Origin of the sequence: Scandinavium sp. NPDC088450 (genome assembly GCF_044900545.1) — a bacterium.
GTDB lineage: Bacteria > Pseudomonadota > Gammaproteobacteria > Enterobacterales > Enterobacteriaceae > Scandinavium.
This window is the reverse complement of sequence record NZ_JBJDNI010000028.1, coordinates 22,851-48,471: the sequence shown is the minus strand read 5'-3', so window position 1 is coordinate 48,471 and position 25,621 is coordinate 22,851. Positions and strand designations below refer to the sequence as shown.

Sequence of the window (25,621 nt, the reverse complement as noted above, 5' to 3'; positions counted from 1 at the left end):
CCGTTTTTTATTATGAGCCCCGATAAATTCGCTGCGGCCGCCCTACTTTTCCGTAAACAATCTCCGCCACAATCTGCTGTTGGCTGGCAGCAAATTCCAGATAACGCCTCGCCGTCGTTCGACTCAATTTCAGTTCCTGAGCGACCGTTTCAGCCGTGTGGCGTGTCTCGCTGTCGGCAAACAAAGCCAACACTTTTGCCAGCGTCAACGCGTCGATCCCGACAGGTAGCTCCACTTTGGGTTCACCCCGCGCATAGGCATTGAACATCTGGTCAATTTGCCGTTGGCTGGCGCTGGTCGCCGTCGCGAGCATCAGCATACGTTGCTGATAGCGTTCCAGCGTCTGCTCCAGTCTTTCATAGGAAAGCGGTTTGACGAGATAATCAAACACCCCACCGCGCACCGCTTCCGACACGGTATTCATATCACTCGCCGCCGTCGTGAACACCACGCCGCAAGGGTTGTGGGCCAGCGCCAGCTCGTGCAGCAGTGTGATGCCTTCGCCATCAGGCAGGTAATTATCCAGCAGGATCAGCGCCGGTTTAAAACGCGCAATCATGACGCGCGCCTGAGCCAGATTCCCCGCCAGCCATACCTGCCCGCAGCCGCGAAACTGGCGGATGAACTCGGCATGCATTTCCGCCAGCGGCGTTTCGTCTTCAACTATTAAAATCGTGAGAGGTTGTACCATCGCTTAAAATCACTTTCGGCATAAAAACAGAAAATAAAGCGCCGCAGGGATCATTGTCTTCCTGAATGATCACGCCGCCACAGCGCGCTACGTAGCTGGAAATCAAATACAGGCCAATCCCGTGTTCACCCGTTTCATCCGGCTTGGTGCTCACGCCCTGCTCAAAAATTAGGTCGCGCAGTGCGGGCGAAACCCCACATCCCTGGTCGCTGACCTCGATCACCACGTCGTGGCCTTCATCACTGAGATAAAGGTCAACGCTTTTATCACCCTGCGGGTTATGCAGACTGGCTTCGAAAGCGTTATCCAAAAGATTACCGACAATCGCGGCAAATTCGGTACTGTCCAGGCCGACGGGAAGCTGGCGTAATTGGCTGCCTGCCACAATGTTCAGGGTCAGCCCGAGTTCATTGGCGCGTTGTACTTTGCCAAACAGCAAGGCCGCCACCTGTCGGTCGTCGAAGGAGGCACGAAGCGTGTCAATCAGCGCTTGCTGGGCCTGCGATTCGCCCTTCACCATCTCAAGCACCCGGTCGTACTCTTTCATTTGCAGCAAGCCGCTGAGCGTCGCCATCCAGTTAAGATGTTCATGGCGCAGCGCTCGCAGCCCTTCGATGTACTGTTTCACCTGGGTGAGTTGCGCGTTGAGGGTACTGATTTCATCCTTACTGCGAAAACTGATTATCGCCCCCAGCATCTCATTCCCGGAACGGATTGCCCCCCGGTTGGCGATCACGCTCAGCCCGTTAAAGGTGCACATCACATCCTGTCGCTTCTCGGCAATTTTCTCGGTAAAAAACGCACAGGGATGCACGACTTCGCAAATCGGCTGACCCAGCCATTGTCTTCCTGGCGAACTCAACCTCAGCATCTTGCGCGCGTTCCGGTTGATGGCGGTGATATGCCCTTGCGGATCGACGGCGATGAGGCCTTCGAACACGGAACCAAATAAGGCTTCTTGCTGACGTACAACGCGGGCAATCTGTCTGGGTTCCATGCCCAGCATCTGGCGGCGTATATGCGTCGCGAACAGCCAGGAAAGCAGCAGCAGAATAATCAGGATCAGCACGAACACACCGGCCAGCGGCAGCAAATAATCTAACCGCCAGCTGTCAATCTTGCTGACCAGATACCCCAGTGAGACAACACCAATCACCTTGCCTTGCTCATCGAAAATGGGTGTTTTAGCTCGCATCGCCATCCCAATGGAGCCTTTGCCGGTGATGAAATAGCTTTCGCCTTTTTCCAGCGCGCCGGGTTTGCTCCACTGCATCGGATAGCCAATTTTCTCGGGATTGGGGTGATACAGCCGGATGGAGTGGCTGTCGCCAATGACGACATAATCAAAGTCGGATCCGCCCGCCAGTTTGTTCGCGATCACCGCCAGGCGTTGGGTATCCCGCTTTTTCACCGCCGCAATCAGGCTGTCGTTGGAGGCGATAATTTTGGCCTGATTCATCGCCATATCACGCACGTGGCGGGTGAGATAGTCTTCGAAACTGGCCGACAGATACTGACCCAACGCGGTCACTAATAAGGTGGAGATCAGCAGAAGCAACAGAAATATTCTGAGCGGAAAAGCAAGGCGGCGGAAAAAAACAAATCCTTTTGCTGTTTGTTGGCCTGCTATGTTCACGTTATTACCCCGATACCGTCATTCCCACTGTCACCCCAAAAATGTAATGGATTTGTTTTTACCGCGTCCAGTTATCGCGGTGGAATTCGTTAGGGATTCCACAAATAAAATAAATTAAGAGAATAAACACCACGCTATTAGCGCCATTAACGGCAATAAAGAAAATAAAAACCATTAAGTGCAGTTAAATCAGGCAAGTCTTTGTGAAACAAGTCAAAAACGAAGCCATAAATAGCCCGTACTATCGCCGCGTGAAGGAAGAGAAACCACCTTCCTTCCGCAAATGTTATTAATTTGCAAAGAATTATCATCCCTTACGTTGCTAAAAGCCACGTGAATAACAGGACGTTATAAACCATGTTTGCCGAACCCGTATTTACTCAGGTCAAGCGCGCCGAGCATAAGAAAATAGCCGCCATCACGCAGTTTCTGCGTGATAACGATTTGAGTATTGATACCACGGTCGACGTGTTTATTACCGTAACCCTTAACGATTGTCTTATCGCCTGCGGAGGCATTGCTGGCAATATTATTAAGTGTGTTGCAATCAGTGAATCTCACCGCGGAGATGGCCTGGCGCTGAGGCTTGCCACCGAATTAATTAATCTCGCCTACGAAAGGCACTGCACCCAGCTTTTTATTTACACCAAAAGCCACAACGAAACGCTGTTTAAGCAATGCGGCTTTTATACGCTCGCCAGCGTCCCCGGCGTGATGGTGCTGATGGAAAATAGCGCCACTCGCCTGCAACGGTATGCCAGTTACCTTACGACGTTACGCAAACCTGGAAACAAAATTGGCTGCATTGTGATGAACGCCAATCCCTTCACCCGCGGGCACCGCTATCTGATTCAGAAAGCTGCGGCTGAATGTGACTGGCTGCACGTCTTTTTGGTGAAAGAAGACACCTCCCGATTCCCTTATGAAGACAGGCTGACTCTGGTTCGTGCCGGAACAGCCGATATCCCGAAGCTGACGGTGCATCGCGGTTCGGAATACATGATTTCACGCGCCACCTTTCCCTGCTATTTCATCAAAGAGCAGAGCGTCATTAATCAGTGTTACACCGAAATTGACCTGCAAATCTTTCGCCAGCGCCTGGCCCCGGCGCTGGGCATCACTCACCGTTTTGTCGGGACTGAGCCCTTCTGCACGGTCACGGCAGGTTACAACCACGATATGCGTCAGCGTCTGGCCAGCGCTTCAGACGCCGCGCCGCCCATCACGCTGGTTGAAATTGAACGCCTGCAATACCACGGCATCGCGATTTCCGCCTCCTGGGTGCGTCGGCTGCTGGTCAAAAAAGATCTGGCGACCATTGAACTGCTGGTCCCCGAGCCCACCCGGGCCTATCTGCAACAGATGCTCACCCCGAGCAAGCCACCGATTTCTGCATTAGTCACAGGTGAAAAATGAACATAACCCAAGCAGCCGTTGCCGGCACCCTGGAATCCGGCGATGTCATGATCCGAATCGCCCCGCTCGATTCACCGGAGATCGACCTGCAAATTAACAGCAGCGTTGAAAAACAGTTTGGCGACGCTATTCGCGCCACGATTTATGAGCTTCTCAAGCGCTATGACGTACAAGGCGTGCAGTTGATGGTGGACGACAAAGGCGCGCTCGATTGCGTACTTCGCGCCCGTCTGGAAACGCTGCTGGTGCGTGCCAGCGACGTTAGCGCCCTGCCGTGGGAGGAACGCTCATGAAACCCCGTACTCGCCGCAGTATGCTGTTCATCCCTGGCGCGAACGCCGCGATGGTCAGCAACGCCTTTATCTACGGTGCCGATGCGCTGATGTTTGACCTGGAAGATTCGGTCATTCTGCGAGAAAAAGATGCCGCACGACGCCTGGTGTATCACACCCTGCAACATCCGCTTTATCAGGACCGGGAAACCATCGTGCGTGTCAATGCCCTGGACTCTGAGTACGGCCTTGCCGATCTCGAAGCGGTGGTTCGCGGCGGCGCCGACATTGTGCGTCTGCCTAAAACGGACACCGCCCAGGACGTTATCGACATTGAAAACGAAATTGCCCGCATTGAAGCGCAATGCGGTCGCGAAGCCGGAAGTACCGGACTGCTGGCGGCGATTGAATCGCCACTGGGGATCACTCAGGCGGTTGCCATCGCGCACGCCTCACCCCGCTTAATCGGCATTGCGCTGGGTGCTGAAGACTACGTTCGCAATTTGCGCACGGAGCGCTCAGCGGAAGGCACCGAATTGTTGTTTGCCCGCTGCTCCATTTTGCAGGCTGCGCGTGCCGCCGGGATCCAGGCCTTTGATACCGTCTATTCCGATGCCAGTAACGACGCGGGTTTCCTGCATGAAGCCGCGCACATCAAGCAACTTGGCTTTGACGGCAAATCGCTGATTAACCCCCGTCAGATTGACCTGCTGCATAACCTCTACGCCCCCACGCAAAAAGAAGTCGATCACGCCCAACTGGTGGTGGAAGCCGCCGAAGCCTCTGCCCTTGAAGGCCGTGGCGTAGTGTCACTGAACGGAAAAATGGTCGACAGCCCGGTCATTGAACGCGCGCGCCTCGTACTCGCTCGCGCGGCACTTTCCGGCCTTCGTGAAGAATAAGGACGCATCATGACTCTCAATTCAAGACTGGCACGCATGACTGCCTGGCACGGTCAAACCCCGGCGTATCACTCTGTTTCCAAACTCAACCAACAGACTCAAAAGCCGCGTGATAAAAAGCTCTGCGCCACTCTGGAAGAAGCGATTCGCCGCTCCGGGCTGCACGATGGCATGACCATTTCGTTTCACCACGCCTTTCGTAATGGCGATTTGACACTGAACACAGTGATGAACGTTATCGCCAAAATGGGCTTCAAAAATCTGACGCTGGCCTCAAGCTCACTCAGCGACTGCCATGCCCCATTGATTGAACACATCCGCAATAACGTCGTGAGCCGGATTTACACTTCAGGATTGCGCGGCCCATTGGCTGAAGAGATTTCTCGCGGCTTACTGGCAGAGCCGGTACAAATTCACTCTCACGGTGGACGCGTGCAACTGGTGAAAAGCGGTGAGCTGAACATTGATGTCGCCTTTCTTGGCGTGCCGTCCTGCGATCCTTTTGGCAACGCCAACGGCTACACGGGTAACGCCTGCTGCGGCTCGCTAGGCTACGCCAGAGTCGATGCCGAACACGCCCACCAGGTGGTGTTGCTCACCGAGGCTTTGCTGCCCTATCCGCACAGCCCTGCCAGCCTGAGCCAGGATCAGGTGGATTTGATTGTCAAAATTGAGCAAGTCGGTGATGCCGATAAAATCGGTGCCGATGCCACCCGTATGACGTCCAACCCTCGCGAACTGCTGATCGCCCGAAGTGCTGCCGAAGTGATCGTGAACTCGGGTTATTTTAAAGAGGGTTTTTCCCTGCAAACCGGCACCGGGGGCGCTTCTCTTGCGGTAACGCGTTTTCTGGAAGACAAAATGCGCCAGCGTCAGATCCATGCTGCGTTTGCCCTTGGCGGCATCACTTCCACCATGGTGGAGTTGCATGAAAAAGGGCTGATTCACAAGCTTCTCGATGTGCAGAGTTTTGATCGCGCAGCCGCCGCTTCTCTCGCCCGGAACCCCAATCATATTGAAATCAGTGCCAATGAGTACGCCAACTGGGGCTCGAAAGGCGCTTCGGTTGACCGACTGGATGTGGTGGTCCTGAGCGCGCTGGAAATCGACACGCAGTTTAACGTCAATGTCCTCACCGGGTCTGACGGCGTGATTCGCGGCGCCTCCGGCGGCCATTGCGATACGGCCGTTGCCGCAGCGCTGTCGATTATTGTTGCTCCGCTGGTGCGTGGTCGCATCCCGACCCTCGTCAATCAAGTGACCACCTGTGTCACCCCGGGGTCGAGTGTCGATATTCTGGTTACCGATCATGGGATTGCCGTGAACCCGGCTCGCCCGGAACTAGCCGAGCGCCTGAAAGCTGCGGGGTTGAACGTGGTGTCCATTGAGGGGTTAAGGGAGCGCGCAGAAACGCTCACGGGTAAACCAAAAGCGATTGAATTCACCGACAGAGTGATCGCCGTGGTGCGTTATCGCGACGGGTCGGTTATCGACGTTGTCCATCAGGTGAAGGAGTAAAAGATGCCTCTGTATCTGACTTCTGCCTGCAATAGCGCCGTGAGCTTAGCCGACCTTCTCGCCAGCCGGGATGTCCGTCAGGCTCGTCAACAACTGTGGCTTAAGAAGTACGCCACTCCGCTGATTTCGTTTACCACCCTGGCTCCGGGGCCAGTGAAAGACAGCAGCCTTACGCGAAGCATTTTCAATCATGGCGTGCGGACGCTGCGGGACTGGCTTGAGGATTCAGGCTGGGAAATTAAAAACCAGCTTTGCCTTGGACTCCCGACAGGTGCGGAAGGTCTGCTGGCGGTAGATGCCCAGGCACAGGCGCTGAAAGCGGCGGCCATCGAACTGGAGCAACACGCCCCGCTGGGTCGATTGTGGGATATCGACGTCTTCACCGCCCAGGGAAAATTGCTTTCGCGCAGTGCATTCTCGCTGCCCCCGCGTCGCTGCTTGCTGTGTGAACAGGACGCGAGGATTTGCGCCAGAGAACGCAAGCATTCGCTCGCCGATTTGCTGAACCGCATGGAGGCGTTGCTGGATGCTGCCGACTGTTCACCTCACGCCTGAGTCCACTTTCGCCGAATACGTCAGCCATCATGGATGGCGGGCGATGATGGCCGAGGTGAATTTGTCCCCTAAACCTGGCCTTGTCGATCGCTTCAACTGCGGCGCGCACAAGGACATGGCACTGGACGATTTTTACCGCAGCGCGGAGGCTATCCGCCCATGGCTGGCCCGCTTTGTTCATTACGGCGCTGAGAGTGCAGGTCTGAATGAGCGTCAGGTTCTGCCTGGTTTACGTAGGCTCGGTCAGGCCTGTGAAGCCGACATGTTTCGCGCCACCGCTGGCGTGAATACGCACAAAGGCAGCATTTTCTCTTTGGGCCTGCTCTGCGCCGCAGCAGGCCGCCTTTATCAGCGCCAGGTTCCCGCTTCCCCACCAGCGCTTTGCTCTACCGTTGCAGCGTACTGTCGCGGCCTTACCGCGCGTGAATTACAGGCTAACAATCCTCTGCAAACAGCGGGCCAGCGGCTGTATCACCAGTTAGGGCTAACGGGCGCAAGAGGCGAAGCAGAAGCGGGCTTCCCGCTGGCTTTAACGCTGGCTCTGCCTCATTTGCAGTCGCTACGTGCGCAAGGCATCGACCCGGAACTGGCTCTGCTCGACACCCTGCTGTTGCTGATGGCGCATAACGACGACACCAACGTGGCTTCTCGCGGCGGCGAGCAAGGGCTGAACTGGCTTCAACAGCAGGCCAAAAGATGCCTGTCACAGGGCGGCATTCGTCGCCCTGCCGATCTGCACCGTCTGCAAGAATTCGACCATCTCTGTATTGCCCGCAACCTCAGCCCTGGCGGCAGCGCCGACCTGCTGATCGTGACGATTTTTTTAAGCGAATGCTCCCTGATGTTTCAACGTTAAGTTAAAAAATCCTTACTGGAGAATCAGTTATGTCTGTTTCAAAAGATAAAATATGGAAGTTGATAGCGCCGCTGCTGGTGATGGCGGTGATGCTGCTGATCCCGGTTCCCGACGGCATGCCGCCACAAGCGTGGCACTACTTCGCGGTGTTCGTGGCGATGATTGTCGGGATGATCCTCGAACCCATTCCTGCGACGGCGATAAGCTTTATTGCGGTGACGATTTGCGTCATTGGCAGTGATTATCTGCTGTTCGATGCCAAAGAACTGGCGGACCCGGCTTTTGATGTGGGGAAAGAGTCGCTGAAATGGGGGCTGGCGGGCTTTTCCAGCACCACCGTGTGGCTGGTTTTCGGCGCGTTCATTTTTGCTCTGGGTTACGAAGTGACCGGACTTGGCCGTCGTATTGCACTGTTCATGGTCAAGTTTATGGGCAAGCGCACGCTGACGCTGGGTTATGCCATCGTGATCATCGACATTCTGCTGGCCCCGTTTACGCCGTCGAACACCGCACGTACTGGCGGGACCGTTTTCCCTGTTATCAAAAACTTGCCGCCGCTGTTCAAATCTTTCCCTAACGACCCATCGTCTAAACGGATTGGCGGCTACCTGATGTGGATGATGGTTATCAGTACCAGCCTCAGTTCCTCGATGTTCGTCACCGGGGCGGCACCCAACGTACTGGGGCTGGAGTTTGTCAGCAAAATCGCCGGCATTCAGATCAGCTGGTTGCAGTGGTTTCTGAGTTTCCTGCCGGTGGGGATTATTCTGCTGATCGTCGCCCCCTGGCTCTCGTACGTGCTGTACAAACCTGAAATCACTCACAGCGAGGAAGTCTCTGGCTGGGCGAACGATGCGCTAAAAGAGATGGGGGCGCTATCGGGCAAAGAGAAAACCCTGATTGCTCTGGTCTTATTAAGCCTTGGCTTGTGGGTGTTTGGCGGGGAATACATTGATGCCACTGCCGTTGGCCTGCTGGCCGTTTCGCTGATGCTGGCTCTGCATGTGGTGCCGTGGAAAGAGATCACCCGTTACAACAGCGCATGGAATACGCTGGTCAATCTGGCGACGTTGGTGGTAATGGCGAGCGGGCTGACCCGCTCCGGGTTTATCAACTGGTTCGCCACCACCATGAGTTCGCATCTGGAAGGTTTCTCCGCCAATACCACGGTTATCGTACTGGTTCTGGTGTTCTATTTTGCTCACTATTTGTTTGCAAGCCTGTCTGCGCATACCGCTACGATGCTGCCGGTGATCCTCGCTGTAGGCAAAGGCATCCCGGGCGTACCAATGGAACATCTGTGTATTTTGCTGGTGCTGTCGATAGGGATTATGGGCTGTCTGACGCCGTACGCCACAGGGCCTGGGGTCATCATCTACGGCTGTGGTTACGTGAAGTCGAAGGATTACTGGCGTTTAGGGGCCATTTTTGGCGTGATTTATATCTCGCTGTTACTGCTGGTCGGCTGGCCTGTGCTGGCGCTCTGGAGCTAAACCTGTCGATTTATTGCCCGGCGGCACTTCGTTTGCCGGGCCTACGAATGGAGACCGGCCCGGTAAGGCAACGCCACCACCGGGCAAGAGTTCGCAGGCACTCAGAGGCCCGTCACTCTTCTTCCACTTCGCCTTCCTGACGCATCTGAACCGCCCAGCGCTGCGCAGACTCCGGTACGCTAAACGCCTGAGAACGCTGAAAACGATCGCCCATCAGCACAAACGCCACATACTTCCCCCTCAGCAGCCAGACATCCCGATAGCCATCGACTTTCGAGGCTTGATCGGGCGGCGCCGGTTCGACACGCGGCACGTAGCTGATGACAGGACGAGTATTTTGTTGACGCAGCGGTTTCATAAGCGGAAAAGCACCAGAAAACAGAGACAGAAAGAAGCAATGATAGCCGATCCCACGGCCCTGCGTCGCGCCTTGTGTGCGGATCCTGTCGACGACGGTGAAATGCAGGCAAAAAAATGCCGGGTGCTGACAATGACCCGGCCTAACCCCTAACAGGATGCCCGCGGGAGGAACGCCGGGCATCAATAAACACAGAACTATACGTCGCGATACGTCCCAAGACGGTATCCGCGCTCTGCCACCGCATATTTCAACGAGGGAGAAGTCAGCACGTCCAGCTCAGCCAGACGCGGGTAGCAATACGCGCTGCCCATAAGGGTGTTGTCCACCAGCGCCGGGTGACACATCACTTCCAGCGAACTTTCCCCTGCGCGAACCGAGGCGTCCAGCGTTTGCAGGAATAACGCTTCGCTGATGGCATCGCCATAGAATTCGCTGGTGAAACCGGCACTGCTGCGCACGCCCAAATCGTCCAGGCCATCGCGCTGTTGCAGGCTGCGGTCAATACGCATCGCCACACCCTTCGCTTTTGCAAATGCTGCCACAATCGGGAAAATCTGCGGGATCATATGCACGTGATGGTGACTGTCGAAATGCGTCGGCTCGCAGCCGAACAAATCCACAAAGCGGTGATACTGGCAGTCGAGCTCGCGGGCGATTTCTTCCAGCGGCAGCTTGTCTTCTTCCGCCATCTGCCAAATCCACTTGCCGAGTTTGCCTTCACGGGTCAGCCCCGGCATCGGTGAAAGCGGCATTCCCAGCGTCAGCACAAAGTGCATACCGACCGCCAGTTCGGGTAAACAGCGGCTCAACTGAGCCGCATGTTCGATTTCCGCGCCGTTCACCAGCGCGGTTGTGGAGGTCACCAGACCGTTTTTGCAGGCGTCGACAATCCCGTAGTTTTGCCCTTTGCTCAGGCCAAAATCATCCGCATTGACGATTAACACACGTTCCATCTGCCACTCCTTTTACTGCTTGAGGGTTTTCACCGTGTCGGCAAAGTTCGGCAGCCACTTTTCGTGCGCCAGAATCAGCTCACGGGCCAGCACTTCTGCGTCTTTATCAGAGTGGATCAGCGGGCTAAGGTTCAGTGCCAGCAGCACATCGTTAAACTCACCGCTCAGCGCCGCATGGCTTGCCGCCACTTCGAAGCCTTTAATGGTATGGATCAGACCCAGCACTTTGTCGTCAAAATGGGTCAGACGTGGGTGCGGTTTCGCCCCTTCGCTGCCTAAAATACAGGTCATTTCTACAGCCCAGTCTGCCGGGATATTGTCGACGTGACCGTGATGCGGCACGTTGACGTAATGCTCGGTCTGCTTGTTGTTGTAGATAGCGTTAATCACTTCACAAGCGGCATCAGAATAGTAAGCTCCGCCGCGCTGCTCCAGCTCTTTCGGCTTGATGTTGAGGTCCGGATCTTTGTAGAGATCGAACAGCTGTTTTTCAACTTTCTGCACCACCTGCGCACGTGCGCCGCCTTTGTAGTACTCGCCCATTTCGATAGCCAGCATCTCTTTCTGTTTGAAGTAGTACAACAGATAAGAGCACGGCAGCAGGTTCAGGGAACGAATCAGGCCTTCGCTGAAAGGCATATCGAAGATGTTCTTCACGGTGTTGGCGGTGAGCTTGCCGGAAGCCACGCCGTCGAGCAGTTCAGCGAAACGAGATTCGCCGTTCACAATCACATCGCGAATGAACACCATGTGGTTCAGGCCGAACAGATCGATCGAGAGATCGTCTTTTTCGGACAGCTTCAGCACATCAGTGATGAACATTTTCATGCCGACCGGAATGTTACACACGCCAATAAAACGCTTGAAGTTGGTGTGACGATACACCGCTTCCGTCACCATCCCGGCCGGGTTAGTGAAGTTGATAACCCACGCGTCCGGGCAGATTTCCTGCACGTCTTTAATGATGTCAAACACCACTGGAATGGTGCGCAGGCCTTTAAACAGACCGCCCGCGCCGTTAGTTTCCTGGCCCAGATAGCCGTGGCTCAGCGGAATACGTTCATCTTTTTCACGTGCCTGCAATTGGCCCACGCGCAGCTGGGTGGTCACAAAGTTAGCGTCCTTCAGCGCTTCGCGGCGGTTGAGGGTTTTATGCACCGTCATCGGCACGCCCGCTTTCTGCACCATGCGCTCGCACAGGGCGTGAATGATGTCGAGTTTTTCCTGCCCACCTTCCACGTCCACCAGCCACAGTTCTGTTACTGGCAGTTCGTGATAGCGTTTGAGAAACCCTTCCAGTAATTCCGGGGTGTAGCTGCTGCCGCCGCCAATGGTCACGACTTTTAATTTCTGGCTCATAACTTTCTCCCTCGTGATCCGCACCTTAAGGTGTAAAAATCCCTCCACAGATGCGGATAGCTAAACGAATTCGGTGTGTGCGGCGAACCGCACAGCGTTAATTAATAACGGTGAGCTGTTTTCGATAATTGCTTGGCGTGAATGAGGTCAGCTTCTTGAAGGTCTTAATAAACAGACTCGGACTGCTGTAACCAGATTCATACGCAATATCGGTCACCGAGTAATTGGTAATTTCCAGTTGCTTCATGGCGAAGTTGATGCGGATATCATTAATAATCTGCATCGGCGTCTTGCTGTAATAGCGTTGGGTCGCTCGGGTTAAATACTCCTGAGACTTACCGGATAACGCCACCATATTTTCCAGCGCGCCTTCGCCGAATTTATGTTTATCGTGCATCTCTTCGACAGTGGTTTTCAGCCATTGTGGAATAACATCCTGGGCTTGCTCTTCGCGGAAATGGCGAAGGCGGTTAACCACATAAAAAGAGACAACTTCAATAAACTCGTCAAATTCATTTTCGCGGAAATTGAGTGAGGCAATAACCGACTCTATATAGCTGAGAAAGGTACTTTTGACCGAATAGACCTGGGAGGCCACCAGGAAAGCTGGCATCAGCGGCTGATAATGCTCCTCGAAGAAGCGCTTGCTGATGCCCACGTTCAGGATGCGGGTCGCGCCGAACTCATAGAAGCTCTGGTGGTGTGACCCCATCGGGATAAACACGAAATCCCCTCGCTCCAGCATTACCCGTTTGCCATTGATCTCCTGATAATAGCGCCCGGTCAGTACGAGGGTGAACTCGTAGTAGTCATGCTGGTGCAACCCGCTGATGCTTTCCGTCTTGTTGTAGATGAAGACATGAAAATCTTTACCGTTAAACAGCTGTTGTTCAAGTGCGGTACTGATTTCCAGGGTCGTCATCTTAGGTTGCCTCATGGTGAATTCTGCGCCTTATTGTACCTTCTCGTGAAGCTCGATCAATTCAGCAACCAGTTCGCGCGCCAGCATTGAGGTCATAAGATGATCCTGCGCATGAACCAGCACCAGGCTGACCTTCATTTTGCCTTCGCCTTCATCACTTTCGATGAGCTGAGTCTGTACACGATGCGCTTCACTCAGGGCTACGCGAGACTGTTCCATGGTCGCTTTTGCGGTGGCGAAATCGCCTTGCTTTGCCTGCTTCAGTGCGGTATACGCCAGGCTGCGCGCCTGTCCGGAGTTAATGATGAGTCCCATCACTACTTCTTCGAGGTCGTTTTCCTGCACCTCTTCGGCCACGATTTTATCCAGATCGAACATAATATTTCCCTTTTACGTCTTGCGGAGCGGGAGAGCCCCCCGCTCCGCGTTACCTCAGAATTTCAGTGCGTTAGCGATGTCTTCTTCGCTTTCTTGCTCGTCAATCACCGCCTGGGCCTTGTTAGAGACCACCACGAACGGCAGGTAAACCAGTACCGATACCCCGAGGTTGAACAGTGCCAGCAGCAGTGCCGCAATGCTTCCGTTGGTGTTGAAGAATGCGCCCAAACCGGTTGGCATCGTCCACGGTGCCAGGTTAGTGATTGGCGGGATAAGCCCCAGACCGTACGCAGACATGGTGATGGCGGCCAGCAGCGGTTGAATCAGCACGAACGGGATGAACATTACCGGGTTCATGATGATGGGCAGACCAAACAGAATCGGTTCGTTAATCTGGAAGATGCCTGATGGCAGCGCCAGCTTCGCCACCTGGCGGTGATCCGCACGGCGAGAAGCGATGAAGATAGCGATAATCAGACCCAGTGTCGCACCGGTACCGCCCAGGAAGATGTAGGAGTCCAGCATCGGTTTCGCCCACATATGGAAGCTCTTACCGGCTGCCAGCGCCGCTTCAACTGAACCGTACTGCTGATAAATCGCGATGTTTTCCAGCGCCCATGGGGTCATGATGCCGTTGTCCAGCGCCGTCAGGGCTAGCGAACCGTGCACACCGAAGAACCACAGCAGCGAGGTGAAAATCACATACGCCCAACCGACCACGGCACCCATCGACGCCAGCGGCGTGGAGATAGAATCCATGATTATCTGGTGGAAGTTGGTCTGCCAGTGGGTCAGCGCCCAGGCGATGATGCCGAAAATAGACAGAATGATGAAGCCCGGGATAACCGCGGAGAACGAGCGGGACACGGAGCCCGGCACGCTGTCAGGCAGTTTGATGACCCAGTTGCGACGGACGATAAAGGTGAACATCTCCGCCACCACCAGACCGATAAGAATACCGGATATGATGTTTGCGCCACCCAGCCAGTTAGCCCCTACCGCATAGGCTTCACCTACGCTGTATGGCGTAACGGTCATAAAGGCAGCGACAGAAAGCAGGCCCGCCGCAAACGGGTCAACTTTACGTTCTTCAGCCAGCGCCATGCCGATAAAAAAAGGCGCCATCAGCGACATAATGCCCAACGTACCGTTGTACACGTTGCCGCCGATGGCTTTAAAACCATTCAGGGTTTCAATGGTGGAAGCGTCTAACCGAATACCTAATGAATAGAAGAACGAGCCTTCGCCAAAACTCAAAAAGACGTTATTGATAAGCACAAACATTGCCCCTGCGAGGGTCAATGGCATTAACTTAATAAAGCCGTTTTTAATGGCGTTAACGTGAGGCTGCTTTCCTATTTTAACAGCAAAAGGAAGGAGTACCTTTTCAAGAGAGCTAATAACTTTACTCATAGAAAATACCCTTAAAGGCCGCAATAAACATTACGGCGTTAATGTGTGTGAAATTACTCTTTGACGGGAAAATTTAAATAAATCAAAAATTATTGCGCTGAAGCTTTCTTAATTGCGGCGACGGCGGCTTTAAGCACACCTAAACCATCGACTTTGCCGTACAGAATTGAATCAATCACTTCTACCGGTTTATTAGGTAGCAGACGCTGAATTTCCGGAAGCATATAAGCGATTTGTGGGCCCAGTAATACCACATCAGCCGCTTCGCCTTTTTCACCCGCGAGGGTTTCAGGGAACGCTTCAATCACCACAGGCACTTCGTACTTCTCCGCTTGTGCGCGCATTTTCGACACCAACAGGGAGGTGGACATGCCCGCAGAACAGAACAGATAGATGTGTTTCTTTTCCATACTCGCTTCCTCAATTTGCCTTTTGAGCCCGTCTCCCGCTGCGTCATCCTCTGTACATCGGGGCCGGGTAATGATGGTAACGAATTGTTACTTTGTGTTTATGGGATTGAGTATACGGCATCAGAAAGCAGCAAGATAATTCCTGGCACAACCAAATTGTCTCTCATTGACCTCCGGTTATGACTACCCTCACATTTTGGCCAAATAATTCGCGCAATTAAATAAGCATGATTTCTCATAAAAAAACCCGACCAGGCGGTCGGGTTTTCGTAGAACTCAACAAAATGACTGATTCTGTTACTTCGCTTGTGGGTCGGTGTCGTACTCTGCGCAGGTCTGGTAACCGGAATTGATCACGCGGCCGGTATCATCCAGCGCAACGAAATAGGTTTCAGCTTTACCATCCCGTTGACCCAGGATGTAAGTCTGACAAGTACCACGCGCATGAATCATGGTAATTTCAGATGAAGGTTTACCGGCAATCTGGGCGACCTGTTGACGGGTCATGCCCTTTTTCACGTCTTTCACGACCGGCTGAGTGAACTGATCGGTGGTTCGGTCATAGGCGGTACACCCCGCCAGCATAGTCAGTACGGCTGCTGCACCTAAAAATCCTGCTACGTTCTTGTTCATATTCCGTCCTCTTTTTTATCAGTGTGTTATAAGCCTGGAATAAAGTGCGATCTTTTTCAACCTGAGGACAAAGATGGCATATCTTTCAGATAAATCTACTTAAACAACGATATCCTGCTAAATCGCCGCCTTTTAAGGCAGTCAAAACTGTGATCCTTGTCGTTTTGCGGGCAAAGAGGTAGCTTTAACGGATACACGACAACCTTTTTCGGGGAGGGGTAAATGGCTCTGCAACAAGAGATTATCGCGGCACTGGGCGCGAAACCGCAGATTAACAGTGAAGAAGAAATTCGCCGCAGCGTGGATTTTCTGAAGGCCTATCTGAACACTTATCCATTTATTAAGTCACTGGTGCTCGGCATCAGCGGCGGCCAGGATTCGACCCTGACCGGCAAACTGTGTCAGACCGCCATTAATGAATTGCGTCAAGAAAATGGTGACGAGAGCCTGCAGTTTATCGCGGTGCGCCTGCCCTATGGCGTACAGGCGGATGAACAGGATTGCCAGGATGCGATTGACTTTATCAAGCCGGACCGCGTGCTGACGGTCAATATTAAAGGTGCCGTGCTGGCGAGCGAGCAAGCGCTACGTGAAGCGGGTATCGAACTGAGCGATTTTGTTCGCGGTAACGAGAAAGCACGTGAACGCATGAAAGCCCAGTACAGCATCGCGGGCATGACCAAAGGCGTTGTCGTGGGTACCGATCATGCCGCAGAAGCCATCACCGGGTTCTTTACCAAATACGGCGATGGCGGCACCGACATCAACCCTATTTTCCGCCTCAACAAACGCCAGGGAAAACAGCTTCTGGCCACATTGGGTTGCCCGGAGCATCTGTATAAGAAAGCCCCAACCGCCGATTTGGAAGATGACCGCCCTTCTCTGCCTGACGAAGCCGCGCTGGGCGTCACCTATGACAACATTGACGATTACCTCGAAGGGAAACACGTTGATGCAGGCACCGCCAAAATCATTGAAGGCTGGTATCTGAAAACCGAGCATAAGCGTCGTCCGCCAATCACGGTGTTCGACGATTTCTGGAAGCGCTGATTTCCCCTGTTGCCGGATGACGCTCTGCTTATCCGGCCTGCACAAAACCTGTGCCTTGTAGTCCGTGCAAGCGAATGCGCCGCCCGGCAATACGGATGATTTCCCCGGCCCAAGCTGCTACACTGTATGCATAACCAGCATCAGGAGTCCGTGTGGCCAGGCGTCTTTCTGCGCCGCGCCTCGAATTTGAGGCCGCGGCAATTTATGAATATCCCGAACATCTGCGACCGTCGCTGGAAGCCCTGCCTTCCCTGCCCGGCGTTTACGTCTTTCATGGCGAAAGCGAAACGCTGCCGCTTTATATCGGTAAAAGCGTCAATTTGCGCAGCCGCGTGCTCTCTCATCTGCGAACGCCGGATGAAGCAGCCATGCTCCGCCAGGCGCGGCGCATCACCTGGACACGCACCGCAGGTGAAGTTGGCGCGTTATTGCTGGAAGCGAAACTCATCAAGGAACAGCAGCCGCTGTTCAATAAACGCCTGCGTCGTAACCGTCAGCTTTGTTCGCTGTTGATGGACGGCACTCAGCCTCAGGTCGTCTATGCCAAAGATATCGATTTTTCGCATCAACCGGGTTTGTACGGGTTGTTCGCCAATCGTCGCGCGGCGCTGGAAGCGTTAAAGAGTGCCGCCGATGAACATCAGCTTTGTTATGGATTATTGGGGCTGGAGGCGGTAACACGAGGACGAGGTTGTTTTCGTTCAGCCCTGCGCCGTTGCGCTGGTGCATGCTGCGGGAAAGAAAGCGTTGAAGCCCACCATCAACGGCTGCTGGCAGCACTTGCCCGCCTACAGTTGGTGTGCTGGCCGTGGCAAGGCGCGATTGCCCTCAAAGAGCAGGCTGATGACCAGACCGACTATCACATTATTCACAACTGGCTGTGGCTGGGCTCTGTCACTGCATTGAGTGAAGCCAAAACGCTGACTCAGTTACCCGCGGGTTTCGATCATGACGGCTATAAAATTCTCTGCAAACCGCTGTTATCCGGCGAGGCTGAGATTATCGATCTGCTGGCTGACGGGTAACGGGAAGCCAGGCTGCCAGCTAATTTCGCTATACAGAATTTGCCCTTCATCTTTCAGCAAACGCAAGGTGTGACGCCCTTCCTGCCAGCACGCGCCCTGATCAGCAGTCAGCAGTTTATCGCCGAGCTGCCAGGCTCCGCTCAGCACGAAGACCATCCCACCGCGAGTACCAAACGTCGTGAAGGTGCGATCGGCCACACGCACTTTGGCCTGGCAGCGATCGCGCCGGGTCATGATGTTCAAATCCATCGACATCTGCCCTTCAGAAAGCTGCGCACGCACGGTTTGCTCACCGGCGAAACTAAAGGGCTGGAAGCGTTTTAAGGTGTGACGAAACGCCGTGCCACCATCCAGTGTCACTTCGCCACCTTCCAGCAGCGTAATCACTCTGTCTACCCCAGGGAATGCGGAAAACTCTCCGTTACCGGCAATGGACGCGATACTGGCGCGCCAGTTGAAATCGCGCGTAGCAGGCGGAAAGCAGCACAGCTCCCGCGTTTCACCTGCCCCATTCTTCCATAAACTGACCGGCATCTTGCGGATATCAAAGTATTCCATCATCACTCCTGAAGGACTTTCTGGACGGCTTTACTGTGCCGCCTTGTTGATTATCAGTTATTCACCACAGACGGATTATCGGCAGGGATTGACGATAGCCTTAGCCTCTTTGCTTTCGAACGCAGCAAAAAGCGGCTAACGGGCTGATATCCGGTAGAAAAGAGTCAAAGGTGATAGCAGGAGAATACCGGGAAACGGGCAACTGGCAAGAGGGGAAAAAAGAAAAACCGCCGGTCCTGCCCACAGCGATTCACAGCGTGTGGGCAAGACCGGCGGTCTTTAAGACGGTGCGACTGAATTATTCAGCAGCGGGAGCCATTTTACCGTCCATGGTGTGACGTTCTGTCAGACGCTTCTCAAAATTGGCATTAAATTGTTTTTTCTGATCCGGAGTCAGAATGTTGTAAATCTTGTTCTGAGTTTCCATGCGGGAGAGCGCCATGGCTTTGTGCTGCGCTTCCATTTTGTTCACCATCTCTTCGGCTTTCGCTTTATCGAAGGTGTCGCTGGCAATCAGGCTGTGCATCGCACGGCGGTCATCCTGAGAAGGACGCTGCATTTTGCCGCGCTGTTCTTTCATGATGTCGCGAATCTGGGTTTTCTGCGCGTCGGTCAGGTTCAGGCCTTTGAACATCATGTCGTGATGCATGCCTGGTTTGCCTTTGTGATGCATCATCGGCGCGTTGTCGGTGGTGGTTGCCGTCGCGGTGTCTGCAGCATGAGCGAAGTTAGCAGCGCCCAGCGCCAGGGTAGAGGCAATAATCAGAGAAGTCAGCTTTTTCATAATACGTTCCTTACTTTCAGTTATTTTTTACGGCGCATTGCCGTGTTGACGGGATTAACTTTACGGGGTTGAACGTCAATGAGTCAGAGCAAACGTAAAACACTGAAAGTATAAAAGCGGCGTTTTAACCAATTATGGAGAAAATAAGGATAAAGTGTGGAGTATTGCGAAGAGATATTAGTAACAGGCTGTTCTGGAAGGAATTATGAAGAAGTCTACACCACGCCTGTTTAATTTAAAAGCATTACCCAGGAATACTCTGTAAAATTTTCAGTCAACACTTTCTGTTCAACATAAAAAAGAAAAGTGGCAGTCAAAAACGCACTGCCACCCCTTCGTTATTTACGCTTCGCGCACTAGCATTAATCCCGCCCGTAACCCCGGCGCGACATTAGGATTAGGGAAAAGCACATATTCCGTATCATGCCCGGCGACCCAGCGAGTCTCTCCTTCTTCCGCCAGCAACGTGCCTTGCGCAAACGGCGTGAAGTTCAGCGTTTGCGCGGACATGTGCAACTGGAAAGTGTCGTCATGCCGGGTTATCTGCTGCGCCACCCGGTACTTCATCGGTATCGGCGCAGAAGCTATCTCGCCTTGCAACAAGCTGGTAAGCGCACGTTGCGTAGCCGCAAACTGGCTCAAATCGTTCTCACCAAACGGCAGCGCCTTGCCCAGTTCCAGTGTGCAAGCGAGCGCGTTGAAACGTTCCGTGCTGAAATGGGTAAAAGTGCCTCCCGGGCTTTTATGAAACACCAGAGCTTCCAGCCCGGCGGCGCCCAGCCAGTGCAAAAAGTCTTCATCCCACGGCGCTTCTCGCTGGGGCAACACACCAAATCGTACGTGATGGGAGCCGCGAATGGCGGTATGCATATCCAGATGCCAGCGCAGGGAATCCAGCGGCTGCCAGAACTGCCCCAAAGCGGTTTCAAGCCTGGCCGCCCTCGCCGTCTCAAGCGACGGTACAAACTCATGCCAGCGGCCGCCAAACATCCGGTTCATGTCGCTGTGCAAATAACGTTTGTTCTCCACCAGCGCAGGCGGGTTGCCCAATACCAGTAACATTCGCCAGCGCAAGGTAATCTGCCCGGCAAACAGCGCCTTGAGCAGCAAATCCATTATCTCCACTGGCGCGGTTTCGTTGCCATGGATCCCCGCAGACAGCACCAGCGCCTGCGAGCATTCGTCGAACGGTGTCAGCTCCAGAATGCCGATATCGTGCCACTGCCAGTGGAATTGCGCTGTCTCGCCGCGGGTTTGCTGCGGCTTTTCGCCGGTCAGCGTCAGCGCCAGAAACGACTGCATGGTGCCTCCTTTACTGCTGGAACGGATAAACCGAGCCCAGACCAAGAATTTGCGTGAGTGTGTCCAGCGCTTCCCGGCCTTCGCGCAGCAGTTGCGGATCAGCGAGATCGGCTTGAATCAGGCGGTCACGGTAGTATTTATCCACCCAGGTATTCAGCGTGTCGAACAGCGAGTCATTCATCAGCACCGCCGGATTCACTGCCTTCAGCTCCTGCTCGTTCAGCACCACTCGCAGCCGCAGACAGGCCGGGCCGCCGCCATTCGCCATGCTTTCGCGCAGGTCGAAGACTTTCAGCTCGTTGATGGGGTTATCCTGCGCCAGCACGTCGTTGAGATACGACCAAACGCCCGGGTGTTCCTGTGACTCTTTCGGCAGCACCAGCATCATGCTGCCATCCGGCTTGCTTAGTAACTGACTGTTGAACAGATACGTCGCGACGGCATCGTCCACGGAAACCCGCGCGGTCGGTACTTCCACAGGGGTAAAGCCTGGGACGCGTTCACGCAACTGAGCATACAGCTGCGGCTGATTCAGGAAAGCCTGCTGGTGACAGAACAGCACCTGACGGTTGCTGACCGCAATCACATCGTTATGAAATACGCCCTGATCGATAACCGCCGGGTTTTGCTGGGCGAAGATCAGCTGCTGAGGGTTCACCTGATTCAGCCGCGCTACTGCCTGGCTGGCTTCAAGGGTCTGACGAGCAGGATAACGCTGCGGTTGCTGATGACCGCCCTCTTCGCGCCCATACACAAACAGCTGCACGCCAGGCTGACCGTATTCACCGCCAAGACGGTTATGGTTGGCTGCGCCTTCATCACCAAACATCGCCACCTGCGGCAAAGCGCCATGCACCGCGAAGTTTTGCTCATTGGCGAAAATCGCGCGTAGCACCGCTTTAGTGGTTGGCGCTTCGCTGGCACGGTGGAATTTGTTGTTCAGGTTAGCGACCGTCAAATGCACTTTACCGTCCAGCGCATCGGCTGACGGGCAGACTGTCGCCGCATTCGCCACCCACATCGACGAGGCTGAGCTCACGGCGGAAAGCAGTTGTGGTGCCTGTGTGGCGGCTTTCTCGACCACTTGCTCATCGCTGCCGCTAAAGCCAATCTGGCGTAAAAGCGGCACATTCGGGCGTTCCTGCGGCGGCAGAACGGCTTGCTGATAGCCTGAATCAGCCAGCGCTTTCATTTTCAGCAAGCCCTGTTTCGCCGCCAGCTGCGGGTTAGAGACGCGAAAACGGTGTTTTGTCGATGCTTCATTGCCGAACGACAGCCCGGCGTAATGGTGCGTTAAGCCAGGCAGACCATCAAAATTCACTTCCCAGGCTTTCATGATGACACCTCAGAGGAAAAATCCAGCCCAGGATTGAGCGAGCCCGGCAGCGTCAACGCCGCAGATTCAAGGCTCGCCATCGGCCATGCACAATAATCCGCGGCATACCATGCGCCTGGTTTGTGGTTACCCGAAGCGCCCACGCCGCCAAACGGTGCGGTACTGGCTGCGCCCGTCAGCGGTTTGTTCCAGTTGACGATCCCGGCGCGCGCTTCCAGCAGCAGCTGATCAAATTTTTCGCGCTCAGCGGAAATCAGCCCACAGGACAGGCCGTAACGAGTGTTATTCGCCATCGCGATGGCCTCGTCAAAGCTTTCATAGCGCCACACGCAAAGCAGCGGGCCGAACACTTCTTCATCCGCCACGTTTGTCGCCTTGCTCATGTCCAGGATACCCGGCGTGACTAATGAGGTCCCTGCTTCCAGCAAGCGCGGTTCCAGCAGCGTGACCGCGCCATTCGCCACATGCTGTTCCCACGCGCTGCGTACATTTTTCGCCGCCTGTTCTGAGACCAGCCCGCCGATAAACGGCTGAGGTTCTGCATTCCAGCTGCCTGGAATAATACGGCGACTGACTTCCACCAGACGGTTAAGGAAGGCATCGCCCACTTCGCCACGTTTCACCAGCAGACGCCGCGCACAGGTACAACGCTGCCCGGCGGTAATAAACGCCGACTGAATGGTCAGATGCACCGCCGCATCGATATCCTGCGGCTCATCGACGATCAGCGGGTTATTGCCGCCCATTTCCAGCGCCAGGATTTTTTGTGGCTGTCCGGCCAGTTGACGGTGCAGCGTAAAGCCCGTATTTGAGCTGCCGGTAAACAGCAAGCCGTCGAGGTCGCTTTGTCCGCTGAGCGCTTCACCCACAGCGCGACCGCCCTGCACCAGGTTCAGTACGCCCGCAGGCAAACCGGCTTGCTCCCACAGTTTCACTACGGCCTCACCGCTCATCGGCGTTAATTCGCTCGGCTTGAACACCACAGTGTTCCCCGCCAGCAGCGCAGGCACGATATGGCCGTTAGGCAAATGCCCCGGGAAGTTGTAAGGGCCAAACACCGCCAGCACGCCATGAGGACGGTGACGCAGCGTTGCCGCGCCATCCGGCATCGCGGTTTCCTGCTCGCCGGTGCGGCTGTGATAAGCCTTCACGGAAATGGCGATTTTGTTGATCATCGCGCCAATTTCTGTCGCCGCTTCCCAGCGCGGTTTACCGGTTTCGCGGGCAATGATTTCTGTCAGCGTTTCTTTATTGGCTTCCAGCAAACCGGCAAATTTCTCGGCAATCGCCTGACGAGCGCTGAAAGGCTGTTTTGCCCAGCCAGCAAAGGCGCTGCGTGCTGCTCGCACGGCTTGCGCGACTTGTTCCGCGTCGGCGTCGTTACCGCGCCACACCGCTTCGTGGGTGACAGGATTGTTTTTGCTGCGGGCTTCAGCACGCCCGGTGACCCAGTCGCCATTGATCCATAAACTCATGCTTTTTTCTCCTCCGGGCAAAGACGCACCAGCCGGACACGGTCGCCCGCGTGGCACTTCAGGGCATCTAATTGTTTGGCGCTTAACAGCAGTTTTTCAGTGTGGGGATCGGCCTGAACCAGCATCGCACGGAAGTTGCCGTATTGTTCATTTGCCACCAGGCAGGTCGGCAACTCACCTGGCGCAGGCTGGCCTTCGCCCACTTCCACCAGGCGACTTTTACGGATGGCCCGCACGCGGTCGACATCGCACTCAAGCGTTGGCCCGCCGTCGAAAATGTCGACATAGTTGCGATAGCGGAAGCCCTCTTTTTCCAGCACCGCACGCGCTGGCGCGGTTTGCGGGTGGACTTCACCAATCACCGCTCGCGCTTCCGGCGTCAGGAAATCGGTGTAGATCGGATGCTTCGGCATCAGTTCAGCGATAAACGCTTTTTGCCCTGTGCCACACAGGTAATCGGCACGGGCAAACGGCATGGAGAAGAAGCGCTGGCCCAGGCTTTCCCAGAACGGCGAATAGCCATGGTCGTCGATAACGCCGCGCATCTCGGCCACCACTTTGTCGTTAAAGCGATCGCGGAAGGCCGCCATAAACAGGAAACGGGATTTCGACAGCAGATACCCGTTGCCTTCTTTACGCCACGCCGGGTCGAGAAACAACGTGCAGAGCTCGCTGCTGCCGGTGTGATCGTTACTCAGAAACAGCGTCGGCAGTGCGTTATAAACATTCAGTTCTTTTGACGCATGCACCAGCGTACCGACGCGGTAGTTGTACCAGGGATCGTGCAATCCCACCGCCACTTCAATGGCGCAAATGCCCGCCACGCTGCCGGTTGAGGTATCTTCCAGCACAAAAACATAGCCCTGATCGCCTTTTTCCAGGCTGCCGTTCCAGGTGTTAATCGAGCGTTCAATACGTGCCGAGAGCGTGGCCTCATCCACTGGCAGCGACGTCAGGCCGCCGCCGGTTTTCCCTGCCAGAGCCATCAGGCCGGACAAATCCTCACGTCCGACCGGGCGGATGACCATCATGATGTCACCCCAGCGACAAAGCTTTCGCAGGTTTTGGCGAAGCGGTCGAGGCCCGCATTCACTTCTTCTTCACTGATGATCAGCGCTGGCGCGAAACGCACCACGTTGGCCCCGGCGATCAACACCATCAGGCCGTGTTCGGCGGCAAGCTGGCTAATTTGTTTCGCTTTCCCGGCGTATTCGGCCTTCAATACACAGCCGATCAACAGCCCCATGCCGCGAATTTCGTCGAACAGGCCGACTTTGTTATTAATGGCGGTCAGACGCTCGGCGAACCACTGGTGGCGTTGTTTCACCCCGTTCAGAACGTCATGAGTGTTGATCGTCGCCAGCACTTCGTTTGCCACCGCGCACGCCAGCGGGTTACCGCCATACGTGGTGCCATGAGTGCCAACAGTCATCACGCTGGCAAATTCATTGCGTGTTAACAGTGCGCCAATCGGGAAACCGCCGCCCAGCGCTTTGGCGGTAGACAACACATCAGGCGTGACACTGTAACGCATATAGGCATACAGTTCGCCCGTGCGGCCTACACCCGTCTGCACTTCATCGAAGATCAGCAGCGCATTATGTTTGTCGCACAAAGCACGCAGTTCTTGCAGGAAAGCTGGTGTTGCAGGTACCACACCGCCTTCACCCTGAATCGGCTCGACGATCACCGCGCAGGTATCGTCGTTAATCAGCGCACGCGCAGAGTCGATGTCGTTGTAAATCGCATGCTGGATTTGCGGCGGCAACGGCGCAAAATCCTGAGAATAAGAAGGCTGCCCGCCCGCACTGACGGTAAACAGCGTGCGGCCGTGGAACGCATTTTTGAACGCCACGATGCCGCTTTTCTGCGGGCCAAATTTGTCATGAGCATATTTACGCGCCAGCTTCAGCGCCGCTTCGTTGGCTTCGGCCCCGGAGTTACAGAAAAACACTTTCTCGGCGAAGGTGGCATCAATCAGTTGTTTTGCCAGCTTCAGCACAGGTTCGTTGGTGTAGCCATTCCCGGTGTGCCAAAATTTGCCAGCCTGTTCAGTCAACGCGCGTACCATCACCGGGTGCGCATGCCCAAGTGCGTTCACAGCAATACCACCTGCAAAATCAATATACTCTTTGCCCTGCTGATCCCACAGGCGCGAGCCTTCCCCACGTACCGGAATAAAAGGCGCCGGGGCGTAAACCGGCATCATCCAATCGTCAAAATTTCCACGCGATACTGACTGATTCATAGCAACCTCTTCCGGTAAAAATAAAGTTATTGTGATGTTAATGAAAATGAGTGTTTGTGCTGTAAATGTATATTG

At 54.7% G+C, this 25,621-nt stretch carries 26 protein-coding genes; 9 read left to right on the top strand and 17 right to left on the bottom strand.

From position 1 onward, the window contains the following. Window positions 1-10 precede the first annotated feature (10 nt). Both dpiA and dpiB read right to left on the bottom strand, forming a co-directional pair. A complete protein-coding gene (dpiA, locus tag ACI2I2_RS20355; RefSeq protein WP_404659614.1) occupies window positions 11-691 on the bottom strand; it encodes a two-component response regulator DpiA in 681 nt (226 codons plus the stop codon). Continuing rightward, window positions 660-2,321 (bottom strand): sensor histidine kinase DpiB, encoded by a 1,662-nt coding sequence (gene dpiB / locus ACI2I2_RS20350; RefSeq protein ID WP_404659652.1) that lies wholly within the window; start codon window positions 2,319-2,321, stop codon window positions 660-662. Before dpiB ends, dpiA begins: the two co-directional genes overlap by 32 nt. A gap of 363 nt (window positions 2,322-2,684) precedes the next feature. Between dpiB and citC the strand changes: the two genes are divergently transcribed. The 7 genes from citC to ACI2I2_RS20315 are packed head-to-tail and all read left to right on the top strand — an operon-like array spanning window position 2,685 to window position 9,339. Next, window positions 2,685-3,743 (top strand): [citrate (pro-3S)-lyase] ligase, encoded by a 1,059-nt coding sequence (gene citC / locus ACI2I2_RS20345; RefSeq protein ID WP_404659613.1) that lies wholly within the window; start codon window positions 2,685-2,687, stop codon window positions 3,741-3,743. Continuing rightward, complete coding sequence (citD, locus tag ACI2I2_RS20340; RefSeq protein ID WP_404659611.1) at window positions 3,740-4,036, top strand: citrate lyase acyl carrier protein 1; 297 nt, start codon at window positions 3,740-3,742, stop codon at window positions 4,034-4,036. The genes citC and citD overlap by 4 nt, the downstream gene beginning before the upstream one ends. Continuing rightward, complete coding sequence (locus ACI2I2_RS20335; protein WP_404659610.1) at window positions 4,033-4,917, top strand: aldolase/citrate lyase family protein; 885 nt, start codon at window positions 4,033-4,035, stop codon at window positions 4,915-4,917. The genes citD and ACI2I2_RS20335 overlap by 4 nt, the downstream gene beginning before the upstream one ends. Before the next feature lie 9 nt (window positions 4,918-4,926). Then, complete coding sequence (gene citF, locus ACI2I2_RS20330; RefSeq protein WP_404659608.1) at window positions 4,927-6,435, top strand: citrate lyase subunit alpha; 1,509 nt, start codon at window positions 4,927-4,929, stop codon at window positions 6,433-6,435. Window positions 6,436-6,438: 3 nt separating this feature from the next. Beyond that, window positions 6,439-6,990, top strand: coding sequence for a citrate lyase holo-[acyl-carrier protein] synthase (gene citX, locus ACI2I2_RS20325; protein WP_404659607.1), 552 nt, complete (start codon window positions 6,439-6,441; stop codon window positions 6,988-6,990). Continuing rightward, entirely contained in the window at window positions 6,962-7,846 is an 885-nt protein-coding gene (citG, locus tag ACI2I2_RS20320) for a triphosphoribosyl-dephospho-CoA synthase CitG (protein WP_404659606.1), read from the top strand. Before citX ends, citG begins: the two co-directional genes overlap by 29 nt. A gap of 29 nt (window positions 7,847-7,875) precedes the next feature. Continuing rightward, window positions 7,876-9,339, top strand: coding sequence for an anion permease (locus ACI2I2_RS20315; RefSeq protein WP_404659604.1), 1,464 nt, complete (start codon window positions 7,876-7,878; stop codon window positions 9,337-9,339). Window positions 9,340-9,451: 112 nt separating this feature from the next. Here ACI2I2_RS20315 and cedA read toward each other — a convergent pair whose 3' ends face one another. The 8 genes from cedA to osmE all read right to left on the bottom strand — a co-directional run bounded on the left by cedA (window position 9,452) and on the right by osmE (window position 15,768). After that, the gene (cedA, locus tag ACI2I2_RS20310; protein WP_404659603.1) at window positions 9,452-9,697 is read right to left on the bottom strand and encodes a cell division activator CedA; all 246 of its coding nucleotides are present in this window, start codon (window positions 9,695-9,697) and stop codon (window positions 9,452-9,454) included. A gap of 197 nt (window positions 9,698-9,894) precedes the next feature. Beyond that, the gene (gene chbG, locus ACI2I2_RS20305) at window positions 9,895-10,653 is read right to left on the bottom strand and encodes a chitin disaccharide deacetylase (protein ID WP_404659601.1); all 759 of its coding nucleotides are present in this window, start codon (window positions 10,651-10,653) and stop codon (window positions 9,895-9,897) included. A gap of 12 nt (window positions 10,654-10,665) precedes the next feature. Next, complete coding sequence (locus ACI2I2_RS20300; protein ID WP_404659600.1) at window positions 10,666-12,012, bottom strand: 6-phospho-beta-glucosidase; 1,347 nt, start codon at window positions 12,010-12,012, stop codon at window positions 10,666-10,668. A gap of 97 nt (window positions 12,013-12,109) precedes the next feature. Further along, the gene (chbR, locus tag ACI2I2_RS20295; protein ID WP_404659598.1) at window positions 12,110-12,934 is read right to left on the bottom strand and encodes a transcriptional regulator ChbR; all 825 of its coding nucleotides are present in this window, start codon (window positions 12,932-12,934) and stop codon (window positions 12,110-12,112) included. Window positions 12,935-12,964: 30 nt separating this feature from the next. After that, window positions 12,965-13,312 (bottom strand): PTS N,N'-diacetylchitobiose transporter subunit IIA, encoded by a 348-nt coding sequence (chbA, locus tag ACI2I2_RS20290; RefSeq protein WP_404659597.1) that lies wholly within the window; start codon window positions 13,310-13,312, stop codon window positions 12,965-12,967. A 54-nt stretch (window positions 13,313-13,366) separates the two neighbouring features. Then, window positions 13,367-14,725, bottom strand: coding sequence for a PTS N,N'-diacetylchitobiose transporter subunit IIC (gene chbC, locus ACI2I2_RS20285; RefSeq protein WP_404659596.1), 1,359 nt, complete (start codon window positions 14,723-14,725; stop codon window positions 13,367-13,369). Window positions 14,726-14,814: 89 nt separating this feature from the next. Continuing rightward, window positions 14,815-15,135, bottom strand: a complete 321-nt coding sequence (chbB, locus tag ACI2I2_RS20280) for a PTS N,N'-diacetylchitobiose transporter subunit IIB (protein WP_404659594.1) — start codon at window positions 15,133-15,135, stop codon at window positions 14,815-14,817. A gap of 297 nt (window positions 15,136-15,432) precedes the next feature. After that, on the bottom strand, window positions 15,433-15,768 hold the full coding sequence (osmE, locus tag ACI2I2_RS20275; protein WP_330981946.1) for an osmotically-inducible lipoprotein OsmE: 336 nt from the start codon (window positions 15,766-15,768) through the stop codon (window positions 15,433-15,435). Window positions 15,769-15,990: 222 nt separating this feature from the next. Here osmE and nadE point away from each other — a divergent pair, with 222 nt between their 5' ends. Further along, window positions 15,991-16,818 (top strand): ammonia-dependent NAD(+) synthetase, encoded by an 828-nt coding sequence (gene nadE, locus ACI2I2_RS20270; RefSeq protein WP_404659592.1) that lies wholly within the window; start codon window positions 15,991-15,993, stop codon window positions 16,816-16,818. A gap of 152 nt (window positions 16,819-16,970) precedes the next feature. Then, window positions 16,971-17,843, top strand: coding sequence for an excinuclease Cho (cho, locus tag ACI2I2_RS20265; protein ID WP_404659590.1), 873 nt, complete (start codon window positions 16,971-16,973; stop codon window positions 17,841-17,843). On the opposite strand, the gene ves is transcribed toward cho, so the two are convergent. From ves to ACI2I2_RS20230, 7 genes are all read right to left on the bottom strand, one after another. After that, window positions 17,799-18,401, bottom strand: coding sequence for an environmental stress-induced protein Ves (gene ves, locus ACI2I2_RS20260; RefSeq protein WP_404659589.1), 603 nt, complete (start codon window positions 18,399-18,401; stop codon window positions 17,799-17,801). The two genes, cho and ves, sit on opposite strands and share 45 nt — an antisense overlap. Before the next feature lie 298 nt (window positions 18,402-18,699). Continuing rightward, entirely contained in the window at window positions 18,700-19,188 is a 489-nt protein-coding gene (gene spy, locus ACI2I2_RS20255) for an ATP-independent periplasmic protein-refolding chaperone Spy (RefSeq protein ID WP_404659651.1), read from the bottom strand. A 339-nt stretch (window positions 19,189-19,527) separates the two neighbouring features. Further along, entirely contained in the window at window positions 19,528-20,487 is a 960-nt protein-coding gene (gene astE / locus ACI2I2_RS20250) for a succinylglutamate desuccinylase (protein ID WP_404659587.1), read from the bottom strand. 10 nt (window positions 20,488-20,497) lie between these two features. Further along, entirely contained in the window at window positions 20,498-21,823 is a 1,326-nt protein-coding gene (gene astB, locus ACI2I2_RS20245; protein WP_404659586.1) for an N-succinylarginine dihydrolase, read from the bottom strand. Beyond that, complete coding sequence (gene astD, locus ACI2I2_RS20240; RefSeq protein WP_404659584.1) at window positions 21,820-23,298, bottom strand: succinylglutamate-semialdehyde dehydrogenase; 1,479 nt, start codon at window positions 23,296-23,298, stop codon at window positions 21,820-21,822. Before astD ends, astB begins: the two co-directional genes overlap by 4 nt. Next, window positions 23,295-24,329 carry an arginine N-succinyltransferase gene (astA, locus tag ACI2I2_RS20235; protein WP_404659582.1) on the bottom strand — a complete coding sequence of 345 codons (1,035 nt, stop codon included), beginning with the start codon at window positions 24,327-24,329 and terminating at the stop codon, window positions 23,295-23,297. The genes astD and astA overlap by 4 nt, the downstream gene beginning before the upstream one ends. Further along, complete coding sequence (locus tag ACI2I2_RS20230) at window positions 24,326-25,546, bottom strand: aspartate aminotransferase family protein (RefSeq protein WP_404659581.1); 1,221 nt, start codon at window positions 25,544-25,546, stop codon at window positions 24,326-24,328. The genes astA and ACI2I2_RS20230 overlap by 4 nt, the downstream gene beginning before the upstream one ends. Window positions 25,547-25,621 lie beyond the last annotated feature (75 nt).